This is a genomic window from Vibrio sp. 10N.286.55.E10 (assembly GCF_002872555.1).
In the GTDB taxonomy this organism is placed as follows: domain Bacteria; phylum Pseudomonadota; class Gammaproteobacteria; order Enterobacterales; family Vibrionaceae; genus Vibrio; species Vibrio crassostreae.
In genome coordinates, this window is record NZ_MCSD01000004.1 from 145,026 (window position 1) to 157,963 (window position 12,938).

12 protein-coding genes are annotated in these 12,938 nt (G+C 44.4%); 7 read left to right on the plus strand and 5 right to left on the minus strand.

Annotated elements, in window-relative coordinates; genetic code table 11:
- The first annotated feature begins 14 nt into the window (after window positions 1-14).
- From BCV39_RS04250 to gntR, 5 genes are all read left to right on the plus strand, one after another.
- A complete protein-coding gene (locus BCV39_RS04250; RefSeq protein ID WP_017058622.1) occupies window positions 15-572 on the plus strand; it encodes a TRAP transporter small permease subunit in 558 nt (185 codons plus the stop codon).
- Entirely contained in the window at window positions 565-1,887 is a 1,323-nt protein-coding gene (locus BCV39_RS04255) for a TRAP transporter large permease subunit (protein WP_048659109.1), read from the plus strand. The genes BCV39_RS04250 and BCV39_RS04255 overlap by 8 nt, the downstream gene beginning before the upstream one ends.
- A 117-nt stretch (window positions 1,888-2,004) precedes the next feature.
- On the plus strand, window positions 2,005-2,502 hold the full coding sequence (locus tag BCV39_RS04260) for a gluconokinase (RefSeq protein WP_019820437.1): 498 nt from the start codon (window positions 2,005-2,007) through the stop codon (window positions 2,500-2,502).
- Window positions 2,503-2,505: 3 nt separating this feature from the next.
- The gene (gene gndA, locus BCV39_RS04265) at window positions 2,506-4,008 is read left to right on the plus strand and encodes an NADP-dependent phosphogluconate dehydrogenase (protein ID WP_102431479.1); all 1,503 of its coding nucleotides are present in this window, start codon (window positions 2,506-2,508) and stop codon (window positions 4,006-4,008) included.
- A gap of 139 nt (window positions 4,009-4,147) precedes the next feature.
- Window positions 4,148-5,149, plus strand: coding sequence for a gluconate operon transcriptional repressor GntR (gene gntR / locus BCV39_RS04270; protein WP_102431526.1), 1,002 nt, complete (start codon window positions 4,148-4,150; stop codon window positions 5,147-5,149).
- 123 nt (window positions 5,150-5,272) lie between these two features.
- On the opposite strand, the gene BCV39_RS04275 is transcribed toward gntR, so the two are convergent.
- From BCV39_RS04275 to BCV39_RS04285, 3 genes are all read right to left on the minus strand, one after another.
- Complete coding sequence (locus BCV39_RS04275; RefSeq protein WP_102431480.1) at window positions 5,273-6,055, minus strand: siderophore-interacting protein; 783 nt, start codon at window positions 6,053-6,055, stop codon at window positions 5,273-5,275.
- A gap of 203 nt (window positions 6,056-6,258) precedes the next feature.
- Window positions 6,259-7,737 carry a peptide MFS transporter gene (locus tag BCV39_RS04280; RefSeq protein WP_048669525.1) on the minus strand — a complete coding sequence of 493 codons (1,479 nt, stop codon included), beginning with the start codon at window positions 7,735-7,737 and terminating at the stop codon, window positions 6,259-6,261.
- Between the two features lie 414 nt (window positions 7,738-8,151).
- Window positions 8,152-9,522: an L-serine ammonia-lyase gene (locus BCV39_RS04285; RefSeq protein WP_102431481.1), complete on the minus strand. Its 1,371-nt coding sequence runs from the start codon at window positions 9,520-9,522 to the stop codon at window positions 8,152-8,154.
- Window positions 9,523-9,878: 356 nt separating this feature from the next.
- Here BCV39_RS04285 and BCV39_RS04290 point away from each other — a divergent pair, with 356 nt between their 5' ends.
- On the plus strand, window positions 9,879-10,757 hold the full coding sequence (locus tag BCV39_RS04290) for a YdcF family protein (protein ID WP_102431482.1): 879 nt from the start codon (window positions 9,879-9,881) through the stop codon (window positions 10,755-10,757).
- Window positions 10,758-10,761: 4 nt separating this feature from the next.
- Here BCV39_RS04290 and BCV39_RS04295 read toward each other — a convergent pair whose 3' ends face one another.
- Together BCV39_RS04295 and BCV39_RS04300 are read right to left on the minus strand one after the other, a co-directional pair.
- Window positions 10,762-11,439 (minus strand): hypothetical protein, encoded by a 678-nt coding sequence (locus BCV39_RS04295; RefSeq protein ID WP_048663358.1) that lies wholly within the window; start codon window positions 11,437-11,439, stop codon window positions 10,762-10,764.
- 211 nt (window positions 11,440-11,650) lie between these two features.
- The gene (locus tag BCV39_RS04300; protein ID WP_017079683.1) at window positions 11,651-11,905 is read right to left on the minus strand and encodes a DUF333 domain-containing protein; all 255 of its coding nucleotides are present in this window, start codon (window positions 11,903-11,905) and stop codon (window positions 11,651-11,653) included.
- Window positions 11,906-12,273: 368 nt separating this feature from the next.
- Between BCV39_RS04300 and BCV39_RS04305 the strand changes: the two genes are divergently transcribed.
- The gene (locus tag BCV39_RS04305; RefSeq protein ID WP_102431483.1) at window positions 12,274-12,792 is read left to right on the plus strand and encodes an NUDIX hydrolase; all 519 of its coding nucleotides are present in this window, start codon (window positions 12,274-12,276) and stop codon (window positions 12,790-12,792) included.
- The last annotated feature ends 146 nt before the right edge of the window (window positions 12,793-12,938 follow it).

Below are 12,938 nucleotides of genomic sequence, written 5' to 3' on the forward strand. Positions count from 1 at the left end.
CAGGAAATTTGGCCATGACAGACAAAATCCCTCACGCACCAGCTGAAAACGATGAAAAGCCAAGAAACGGGCTTGATCGTCTTATCATAAAATTCAGCAACTTAGTTAGCTGGTTGTTTATCTTCACTGTATTGATTTCATTTTACGAAGTTGTGATGCGCTATGCATTTGACGCCCCAACCACTTGGGTTCACGAGACGGCTTCATTTATCGGTGGTTCATTATTCATTATCGGCGGCATCTACGCTTTCGCGGCTGATAAACATGTACGTGTTGTTCTTATCTACGATTCAGTGTCTAACCAAACACGTAAGTATCTTAATCTTGTTCACCACATTGTTGGTTTAGCCTTTGCGGGCATGCTTGCTTACGCGGCTTACTTCACTGCAGAAGAAGCGTGGTTTGCACCTTGGGGTGAATTTCGTCTTGAGACATCAGGCTCAGTGTTAAACGCGCCTTATCCTGCGCTGCTTAAAGGTCTAATCTTTGTCGTTTTGTGTGTTCTTGTTGTCCAGTTTGTATTGCACCTAATCCAAGAGTTGATGGGTCTAAGGAAGAATGACGATGTTTGATTTATCTTCTATTGGTATCGCATGGGGCAGTTTGCTCATGCTGGTTATGATGATTGGCTTGTTACTCACTGGTATGCAGCTGGCCTTCGTAACAGGCTTCGTGGCGATCTTCTTCACCTTGTGTTGGTTCGGCCCTGATGCCTTGCCTTTGATTGCGAGCCGAACTTACAGCTTTGCTTCTGGTTATGTATTCCTCGCCGTCCCAATGTTCGTATTGATGGCAGCGCTCTTAGACCGTTCAGGTATCGCACGAGACCTGTTTGATGCCATGAAATCGGTTGGCCGTAAGGTTCGCGGCGGTGTTGCGGTACAAACTTTATTGGTAGCCGTGTTATTGGCGTCAATGTCAGGTGTTATCGGTGGTGAAACCGTACTACTTGGTATTCTTGCTCTGCCTCAAATGCTTCGCTTGGGTTATGACCGTAAGCTTGCTATTGGTACAACCTGTGCGGGTGGCGCGCTAGGCACCATGCTTCCGCCAAGTATCGTACTGATCATCTATGGCATGACAGCCAGTGTATCAATTGGCGATTTGTTTAAAGCGTCTTTCTTACCGGCCTTTATCCTCGCGGGTTGTTACATCGGCTACGTATTGATTCGTTGTAAGCTAAACCCTTCTCTTGCGCCGATTCCGAGTGATGATGAGACAGAAGAAGACATCGCTAATCAACCTAGCTACTTCAAGGCTTTGTTCTTCCCGCTGCTTTCAGTAGCAACCGTTCTAGGCAGTATCTACACAGGTATCGCTTCAGTAACCGAAGCTTCTGCTTTGGGTGTGGTTGGTATTATGATCAGTGCACTAATCCGTGGTGAGCTGAACTACAACATGCTGAAAGAGAGTGCCATGGCAACAATGCGTACTTGCGGCATGATCATGTGGATTGGTATCGGTGCAAGTGCTCTGGTTGGTATCTACAACCTGATGGGCGGTATTGATTTTGTTGAAGAAACCATCCTTGCGCTAAGTGGCGGCAACGCGACAGTAACGTTGTTAATCATGATGGCTATCTTGCTGGTACTCGGCATGTTCCTTGACTGGGTCGGTGTAGCACTTTTGACAATGCCAATCTTCGTTCCAATCATTACTGGTCTCGGCTTCGACCCAGTTTGGTTTGGTGTTGTGTTCTGTCTAAACATGCAGGTGTCTTTCTTGTCACCGCCATTTGGCCCTGCGGCGTTCTATCTGAAATCGGTAGCGCCAAAAGACATCAGCTTGGGTGAGATATTCACGTCACTACTGCCGTTCATTGCACTTCAAGTGTTGGTTTTAGGCTTGGTTATCGTCTTCCCACAACTCGCGCTTTGGTGGCAATAACAACAAAGGTTCCTGACCAGATTTAGCGTCAGGAACCGAACCGCAACAACACAAGTTTAACTATTAGATTCGATTGTCAGCCCCAGTTTTGGTTGGGGCTTAGGGAAGGCTTGCCTTATGAAAAGCAAAAAAATACTCGTGATGGGCGTATCTGGATGCGGAAAAAGCCTGATTGGTAGCCGTATCGCAGAAGCATTAACGCTCCAGTTTTTTGATGGAGATGACTTCCATCCGCAAAGCAATGTAGAAAAGATGCGCCAAGGTATTCCACTGACAGACGAAGATCGTCAAGGATGGCTGGAAACACTGAATAAGCAATATATCGAACAACCAAGCGCTGTGATCGCTTGCTCGGCATTAAAGCCGCAATACCGCGATATTCTGCGCAACAACAATGAAGATTTGGTGATTGTGTATCTACAGGGCAGTTTCGATACGATTTGGAATCGTCATAAAGCTCGTGAAAATCATTATTTTAATGGTCAAGAGATGTTGAAAAGCCAGTTTGAAACCTTGGTTGAACCGGAGCTAGATGAAGCGTTATTTGTCGATATCTCGCAAGATGTTGAGCAAGTCGTAGAAAGTGCACTTAAACAAATTAAGCAGATAGGCTAAACCATGACTCAGATAAAAAATGACATCGCGATGATTGGTTTGGGTGTGATGGGCAAAAGCTTGGCGCTCAACCTACTCGACAATGGATTCAACGTCGCGGGTTTTGATTTAAACGCTGACAACGTCGATCGCGCAAATTCAGAAGCGAAACAGCTTAATGAATCCTTTGAAGGTAAAGGTCAATTCACTAAAGGCACTAGCCTTGAACATATGCTCCAGGGCTTAGCAAAACCGCGTGTTATTGCGTTATCAGTTCCTGCAGGAAAACCTGTCGATATCGTCGTAAATAATCTGCTTGATGCAGGTTTGGAGAGTGACGACATTGTTATCGACACAGGTAACAGTTTATGGACAGATACCGAGACTCGTGAGTTGAACTATAAGGGCAAGCTACGTTTCTTCAGTACCGCGGTTTCTGGTGGTGAAGAGGGGGCTCGTGTTGGCCCTGCGCTAATGGCGAGTGGTGACCAGTCTGCTTGGCAATATGTAAAACCAATGTGGGAAGCGATTGCTGCTAAAGTGGATGTAAACGGTTTACCTGTTGCTCAATTTGAAGCGGGTGAGGCGTGCGCGGCGTATGTTGGCCCTTCTGGCACCGGTCATTACGTTAAGATGGTGCACAACGGCATTGAATACGCCGATATGCAGCTCATCTGCGAAGTGTATCATTTCATGCGTGATGTTCTGGACATGCCAGCTCAAGAGATTGGCCAAGTTTTCGAACAGTGGAATAACGGTGTTCTAAACAGTTACCTGATGGAAATCAGCGCCGATATTCTTCAGCAAGACGATATTGTTACTGGGAAGCCTTTTGTTGATGTTGTGCTGGATAAGGCTGGGCAGAAAGGCACTGGATTGTGGACTGCGGTGAATAGTCTACAAGAGGGTTGTCCAACGCCAACCATTGCACAGGCGGTCTATGCTCGTGCAATGAGCGGTCAAAAATCACAACGTATTCAAGGGAGTCAGCTTCTAAAAGGCAATATTGCGGATGCCAGCCAGTTGGACAAAGCGGAGGTAGTCTCTGAGCTTCATGACGCTCTCTACTGCGCCAAGCTATCTGTTTATGCTCAAGGCTTTGACTTGTTGAAAACAGCGTCAGACAAAGAAGGCTGGAACCTAGACTTCACTCAAATAGCTAAGATCTGGCGAGCGGGTTGTATTATCCGTGCTGCTTTCTTGCAAAGTATCACGTCGGCTTACCAACAAAATAGTGAGTTGACGAACTTGTTGTTTGACGAGATTTTCATCAAACAAGTGGAAGAGCGTGAGTTGGCTTGGCGTATTGCTGTGGCTAATTCGGCCTTATATGGTGTGCCGATGCCGGGGATCAGTTCAGCATTAAGTTACTTTGATTCGTTGCGCTGTGAAGTATTGCCAGCGAACTTACTGCAAGCGCAACGGGATTACTTTGGTTCCCACACTTATTCGCGAGTCGATAGAGATGAGGCTGAAAAGTTTCACGTGACTTGGAGTCAGTCTCCAAGAACGGAAGTTAACGCTTAAACAATGTATAACGCCCTCGCTATGAGGGCGTTTGTAATTGTGATGCTATATCAACCTTTTAGTAAATTAGGCTTCAAATTCCAAGTCAGTTGGATACACTGTTACCAGTAACATAACTCAAAAATAACAATTATTAATGATGTCGAATAAGAAAAAACGTCCAACATTACAAGATGTTGCCAACTTAGTTGGTGTCACCAAGATGACCGTGAGTCGCTGTCTGAGAGATTCTTCTCAAGTCTCAGAAGTGCTACGAGACAAGATCAATGCCGCAGTCGATGAACTGGGCTATATCCCTAACCGTGCACCAGACATTCTTTCCAATGCAAAGAGTAATGCAATAGGTGTGTTGGTTCCCTCGCTAACTAACCAAGTTTTTGCTGAAGTTATTCGTGGTATCGAGCAAGTCACCGCACCAGCAGGCTATCAAACCATGATTGCCCACTATGGCTATAGCGCAGAACTGGAAGAACAGAGTATTGCTTCGCTGCTCTCATACAATGTGGATGCAATTATTCTGTCTGAAAATGTGCATACCGATAGAGCGCGTAAGATGCTACAGACCGCGTCGATTCCTGTGATTGAGATTATGGACTCGGTATCGCCAAGAATTGAACAAGCTGTTGGCTTTGATAACTTCGAAGCGGCTAGGGCTATGACTAAAACCATGCTCGAACGAGGGCGTACCAATATTGCTTATTTAGCAGCACGTATGGACGAGCGAACTCGCTTAAAAATGGCGGGCTACGAACATGCGATGCAAGAAGCCGACAAGTCGCCCGTGACACTGCAAACGGAAGACGCTTCCTCGTTTACTCTTGGTGCAAAACTGATTGGCGAGTTACTAGAGAAGCACCCTGAAGTGAATGGCATTTTCTGTACTAACGATGACTTAGCGATTGGTGCTTTCTACGAATGTGTGAGACGCGGTATTCAAGTACCAGAGCAGATGGCGATTGCCGGTTTCCACGGACACGACATCACAGTGGCGATGACACCTCGTTTAGCGACTGTAGTAACACCGAGGGAGCAGATCGGTAAAGTCGCGGCAGAACAAGTTGTGGCGCGTTTAAAAGGTAATAAAGAGTGGATTGCGAAGTTGGATCTTGGCTATGAGATTGAAGTAGGCGAGAGTATTTAATTTTTAGTCCGGTTTTGCTCTTTATCGGATTCAAACTAAAACGCCCTTAACGATATGATGTGTTAAGGGCGTTTTCAATTTGTTTTTGTGCTTTTAGCTTAAGTGCTTTTGTAGCAATGATCTTTAGTTCGCTAAAGCTTGAGCATCTTGTTGTTTCAGCACTTTATGGCCATCTTCAGTGACGCCACGTTTCCAGTAACTGCTGATGTAGATGTTCTCCTTTGCGACTTCTTTTTCGTTACGGAAGTACTGTCTTAGCTCGCGCATGCTTTCAAATTCACACGCTGTCCATACTGAAACCTGACCGTCTAACCATTCAATGCTGCGAACGGTTTGTGATAGTGTTTGTTCAGTTTCATCTTCAATCAACCAAGTGATTTTGATGCCTTTAGGCGCTTCAAGAGTTTGCTTGTCTGCTGCTGAGTTGATTTGAACCACAGCGTGACCTTTCGCGTGCTCTGGAAGTGATTTTACTTTTGCGGAAAGCGCAGGGAGTGAAGTCATGTCTGCGACTAAGAAGAACCAATCCGACTCAAGATTTAGCCCTTGGATTAAACCCGGACCAGCCACTGAAATAGTATCACCCACTTGTGCGTTCATTGCCCATCTTGCAGCAAAACCACATTGCAAATCTGTAGTGATGTGGCGAACGAAATCGACTTCGATGAATTGCTCTACTGGGTTGTACTGACGAATAGTATAAGTGCGCATGGTTGGACGCTCACCTTCATTCAATTGGCTTAAATCTGTATTGCCGAGTGGTGAGAATAAAAGCTTGATGTAGCCGCCGGCACATTCTGTTGGGTATTTACTTAATCCCTCACCGCTAAGCGTTATACGCTGCATGTTTGGAGTAATGGTTAAGGTTTGAGTAACGGTTAATGTGATAGGGCTAGGCTTGCTCATATAAGGCTCTCTTGAATTTTGATTTCGACATCATAATCCTGAACCAGAAAACTCTCAATACTAATAATTATCATTTACCATAATTTACATAAGTGCAATCTAACCAGAACTCCTCGATCTGTGTGGGTCAAACTCATTGACAAAAAAAGCCCTTTAGAAAACTAAAGGGCTTGATGTGTTAGAGCGGTTGAACGTGAGAGTAATCAGCTGTTAGCTTGCTCTAGTTCAATTGTTTCATCAGCGGCTTTCGCAGCTTCTAGCATCTTACGAATAATGAACGATGCTGCCATTGCGATACCTACCATCACGACTGCAAGAACAGTCAGCATTTGGAAGTAATCACCGTAAACCGTTTGCACGATCTCTTGTGTGATCTCTTGGCCTTTCTCTAGTGCAATAGACGTTGAGAATACGGCACCAACAATGCCCGATAGTGCGATAGCAACAGAGAACAAGCTTACTGAGAAGTTCTCGATGTGCTTAGGTGCAACTGACAAGATGAAGGCTACAACCATAGAGCCAACAATTACTTCACCAAATGCTAGGAAGAAGTGAATCGCTAGGAATACTTCAGGGCGAATCAGAACGTCATCACCAACTGTGGTTACTGCCATTGTTAGGATACCGAAAGCGATAGCCGTTAGAATGAATGAGAAACCGACTTTCGTTGCCGTAGAGAAGTTAATGTTTTTCTTTTCTAGGTTAGAGAAGATACCCGCGATGATAGGGCCCGCAACCATACACCATAGTGGGTTCATCGCCATTGACGCTTCTGGTGCAACAGGAATGAAGCCAAATAGGTCACCACGCATGGTGTTGATTGCTACCATAGTCATCGACGTCATCATCTGGCCGTAGTACACGAAGAAACAGGTCGTCAGGAATGTGATTATTAAGATTGTGCCCATTTTCAGCATGTCTGACTTCTTCGATTTCATCATCAAAGAGACAAAGTAGATGATCGCTGCACCGCCAATTGCATATACGATGTTTTGGCCAATATCCATGTTAGAGAACATGAAAAATACCAAGCCAATCATAGCTGCAGAAAGGCCAAGGAAGGCTGCCCAGTTTTTAGTGCTTACTGGTTGTTGATCGATTTCAGCACTTGCTTCAACAAGGCCCTTGCGAACAAAGATCATCATTAGAAGCGCAGCGCCTGCTAGAACAGCAGAAAGAAGGAAACCACCGTGGAAACCAACAACAAGCACTAGCATTGGGAACAAGTATTGGCCTAGTAACGCACCAATGTTGTTTACTGAGTAGTTGATTGGGTAGCAGTTTTCAAAATCTTCTTGAGTTTTGAACGTGCGTTTGTAAAGACTTGGGTAAGAAGGGGACATCAAACCACGTGCATAACTTGCTAAAGCGATACCACATAATGCCATCGGTACATTGGTAGCAGCTGCACCGAGTACCAGTAAAACATAACCACTTGCGAAGCCTAAAAAGGCAATAGTCAAAGATCGGTATGCGCCTAAAAATTTATCGGCGATGAAGCCACCTGCGATAGCAAATAGCGGTCCGATTGCAGAGAAAGCACCAACAACCATCATGGTGTCGGCTTCATTGTAGTTCAGATCTTCAAGGAAGAAACGAGTCAAGATCACCATGACGCCATAGAACGAAAGCCCAAACATCATCTGGCAGAACATCATTGATTTGTTTAATCTATTCCACATTATTTTATTCTCACATTTGTATTGATATGTAGTTTAATTACCCGATTATAATATCATTACTAGTAATACATAAACTGAAACATCTATCCCAAACAGGACTTTGCTCGATATATCTTTTCTTATGAGTGCATTCATATTTCTCATGAATGAAATTTGCAATGTTAGATTTTGCTAGTGGATACATGGCGGTGTGAAATGCAGTCATCATCATTTGTGGCTAAGTAATGAACTAATAAAGGGAAAATTAGAGGGGCGTATTCTGTAAAAGTGTTGAGTGAGTATCACTTTCAATTGTCTGCTGGGCTTTAGCCAATAAAAAAGCCAGCTTGGTGGCTGGCTTTGTTGAGATATTGAAAACTAAGTTTACACGAATGCCGCCTCTATAGAGGCTTTCTCCACTCGTGTTCTAGTCTGTTACTCACACGGGGGGGCCATGTGAATCACGGCCAGGCCGCCTAGAGAAGTTTCACGGTACTTCTTGTTCATGTCTTTACCTGTTTGGTACATGGTCTCGATAACCTTGTCTAACGAGATAAGACACTTGCTGGTACGTTTCAATGCCATGCGCGATGCATTAATTGCTTTCATTGCACCCATTGCGTTACGTTCGATACATGGCACCTGAACAAGCCCGCCGATCGGATCGCATGTCATGCCCAGTGAGTGTTCCATCGCGATCTCAGCGGCAATACAGATTTGCTCGTTGCTACCACCACGCAGGGCAGTTAGGCCAGCAGCAGCCATTGATGAAGATACGCCAACTTCACCCTGACAACCTACTTCTGCACCAGAAATCGAAGCGTTGGTTTTGTATAAGATGCCGATAGCACCAGAGACTGCCAAGAAGTCCTTAAGCTGCTTAGTGTCTAGCTCTTTGATGAAGCGATGGTAGTACATCAAAACTGCAGGAATAACGCCAGCAGCACCGTTGGTCGGTGATGTGACAACCTGACCGCCCGCTGCGTTTTCTTCACTCACGGCAAAGGCAAACAGGTTAATCCAATCCATGATTTCCATTGGATCGTTTTCAATTGAGGCATTTGCTTCAAGCTTTTTCAAAAGAGCAGGTGCTCGACGCGTGACTTCTAGACCGCCATCAAGAATGCCTTCGGTGTCAAAACCACGCTGCATGCACAATGACATTACCTTCCAAATTTGGTCGGCTTTCTGGTCAATCACATCCATATCTTGGAATGAAACTTCATTGCGCAGGATTAAGCCACCAAGGCTAAGTCCTTGTTGTTCTGAGAGTTCAAGCAACTGGTCAGCAGAAGAGAAAGGAAACTCAACTTGTGTTTCTGCTTCCTGTTTGCCGTTTTGTAGCTCATCAGCGGTTGCGATAAAGCCACCACCAATCGAGTAGTAGGTTTCCATATCCAGAAGGTTACCGCTTGCGTCAAACGCGGAGATAGTCATGCCATTTTCATGCAGCGGAAGGTTGGTTTTGTGGAAGAGCAGGTCGCTTTCTACATCGAAATGAATTTCATGGTTACCGCTCACCAGTAGAGATTTGTCTTCAATCGCCTTACGCATTGCTTGGTTAGCACTGGTAATTTTAATGGTGTCAGGGCGGTTACCTAGCAAACCTAATAAGGTCGCTCTGTCTGTGTGGTGACCAATACCTGTCAGTGACAATGAGCCGTATAAGTCAATTTGAATACGGGTAACTTGACCAAGTACAGATTCAATCTTTTGGGTAAAGTTGAACCCAGCGATCATTGGTCCGTTGGTATGGGAGCTGGAAGGCCCGACTCCGATTTTGTAAATGTCAAAAATAGACAGCATAGTAACTTCCTGTGAAGACGGTTCGATGTACGAACTCTGTGTAAAATTTGTATTTAGTTAGTTTCACTTCTTTGAGTGAACCTGTTCTTTGGGTGAAACAGCTATGTGATTGAGCGTATTCATTGATTGAAAGGGCTCTTTTATCGACTAGTGCTAATAAGCATAGAGCGATGAAATACAAGAGCGTGCTATGTTTGCTGTAAAGCGACACGTCTATTCTTGTATTACCTAAGATGTCGCTATCAATCGTGAGCATTATTGCGAGCAACATATAAGAATTTCAAAATACTTTTGTTAACAAGTATTGTATACATAATTCACTCTATCTAATCCCCAAAACGAGACTTGAACATAAAATGAGCATTAATCACCTCCTTATTGTGCTGGGTAAGCGACTTAATGAGAATAAATTGACTGATGAAGGAATCAGTCGAGTTGATGCTTTGGTTGAGTATCTGGCGGAGCCTTTGGTAGAAGATTCGAATCAGCAAACCGCGGTAGCGTTTTGTGGTGGAGTAACAAAAGGGCAGACCCTGTCTGAAGCCGATGCGATGCACCAATATTTTAGGAAGCTTGAAAATCAGCGAGAGCATCCTTTTTCCTTAGGGGCGATTTTACTCGAGCAGTATTCGACTAACACTGTCGAGAACATTCAGAACTTGGCCTCAGAAATGATTGAAAGCGGGCTGTTTGCTCGCGGGCAGAGTGTGCAGGTGACGTTTGTTTCTAATGACTACCACTTACAACGTATATTCGAAATTCAATCGTTCATGGACGAGCAAGGTTTGCTTAAAGTTCTCGTCGAAAAGTGTTCAGCACTTGGAGTCGATTTGCAGATAGATTGCCTGTTAGAGGCTCATGTTGCAGTGCCATACCCACATCAAAGTGCTCAAGGGCAATTGTTTCTGTTAATGGATGTACTGACGACCTATCGAGTTTATCTTGAAGGTGTTTGTGCGGGCGTATTTAAGCGAGATTTGGAGTTGGTGAGGCGGGAGCCAGAAAGACTGTCTTTGGAAGCACTGATAGCCGTAAAGGAACTCGTTGGGTGTTCATCTCACTTTGACATTGTGGCCGGTTTACTCCCCGTATTGGGGCGCTGTATCCAGCAGACTTCAGTGGATGCCGACATAAAAAAAGTCAGGGAATACCTAGCTCTACTAGATACTAACCTGACTTTATTGAATCGTTATTTAGATCCAGAATCCGATCACACACATCGCTGGTGGCGATAGGTGATCATTTCTTTCTCGTGATGCCAATAACGGTCTTTAAACTAGCAAAGGCAATCAGACAGTAAGCTAGAAGCTCAGTGCCTTCTTCAGCGATATTTTTAACCGCTCGAACGTAATCATCGCCCATAACATTGTGCCAGAAGCTGCCCATGCCAAATAGGCGCGAGAACACCAACAAAAGCATCACGCCAGTCACTAGCAAATTCATGTGTGGGGAAGCAAGAATAAGCGCAAGTTGATCAATGGTTCGTTTACCATTTTTAATCGCATAGAAGATTGCGCTACCAGCAACCAATAGGGCAGGAACAACCCAAGCGCCATGTACAATCTTGTCGAACCAAAAGTCCATTTCACGAATAAACATCACACCGAAAAATGCACTGATGAGCATAGCTGCATGCTTAACTTCGCGCTTCTCTCTTGCTAGATAAGCAAAGGACCCAGACGAGATAATAAGCAGTAACTGCTGCAGCATCTCGGTCACCGAGATCTCACCAACATTGCCATTCAACAATACGAAATCAATTCGAAGCGCAAGGTTTGCGACAATACCAATCGCTAAAACAATGAGAGCGGTTTGGCAGCGTTTGTAGATCACTTGAGATGTCGACTGAGAAAGGGTGAACTCTGGCAGTTCAAATGACATTTGAGTTTGTTCTTTCGTTTTTGATTGGCTTTTCATAATAATTCTATGTGTAAAATTTTGTAACAGGCGGGCATTCTATCGGTGTAGGTTAGGCTAATGTCAGAGCTGTGTCAGAAATAAAACAGTGTTCAATTGGTGTGTGTGTACGGTAAACCGCTGCCTTATGGCAGACAGTCTACGTAACATAATTGAGTTTTTAGGGGGAGGATTTTACAGCTTTGAGATTGGAAACTTGTAATAGAAGTGATTACTTTTCAGTTTCTTGCTCATGGTTATTGCGGTAGTACTCCCACTGTTCAATGCGCTCGCCGTCATCGAATACACAGTAAGTTGTACGCTGATTGTTTTCAGTAACCGTATCTAATTCACCGTCCTGTTGAACACAATAAACAGCTGCTGGGTTAGCGACTGAAACACGTTGGCCTTCGCTATATTCTGCATAGTCGTTTGCACAACCGCCTAATACAACGGCACATACAGCCATCAAACCAATTTTCTTCATGCTTATCTCCTACGTCATAACTCTATAATTGAATGCGTTAAGTTCTACAGAACCAAATGAGAAGCTCTATGAAATGAGTATATTTTAGATTTCAGAAAAGGTTGTCCTAATTTGGTCAAGATATTGAAATAGGTTGATATTTCGCCATGTTTAGCTGCTTTTTGAGGGCTAGATCAAGCTAAGCTAGCCGGGCGAGAGAAGGGCATGAATTGTTGAGTGAAGGCTTTTCAGAGGTTATGTGATGTTTTCTTGCTTTATCGGCTATGAGGTACAAAGTTAGAAGGCGTGTTGATGTGAACCGCTATGAACCTCGAATCTATGAATGATTATGATATGATGCCGCCAAATTCAGTTGAGCAGTTAGAGCCATGAGACACCTAAAAACCATCATTCACCCAGATATCGATCACCTAGATAACAAAACAGTTTATAAGCGTAATGCCGCCAGAGCGATTGTTTTAGATGGTGAAGATATTCTGATGCTGTATACCGAGCGTTACCACGACTACACCATCCCTGGTGGTGGTTTAGATGAAGGCGAAGATGTGATTGCGGGCATGGTCCGAGAGCTTGAAGAAGAGACGGGTGCAAAGAACATTCATGGTATTAAGCCGTTTGGCATTTTTGAAGAGTTTCGCCCTTGGTACAAAGATGATGCAGATATCATGCATATGATTTCCTACTGCTATTCCTGCAAGATCGATCGTGAACTTGGTGAGACGGCTTACGAAGATTACGAAGTTAAAAACGGAATGAAGCCTGTGTGGATGAACATCCATGAAGCGATTGCTCATAATGAAAAGACGATGGCCGAAAGTCCTAAAAAGGGTATGAGCATTGAGCGCGAGACGTTTTTGTTGCATTTGATCGCAAAAGAAATGCTTTAATCTCACCCAAGCTTATATTGCAGTAATAGCACAGCAGTAATTGTTCAGCTGTAACTGCACTGCAGCCGACATTGATCTTTGAACTGTTTAATTTCACCCCGCATTTAAGCAGTTCATCGTTAGCGCTTGCAGCCCCCCCCCCCCCC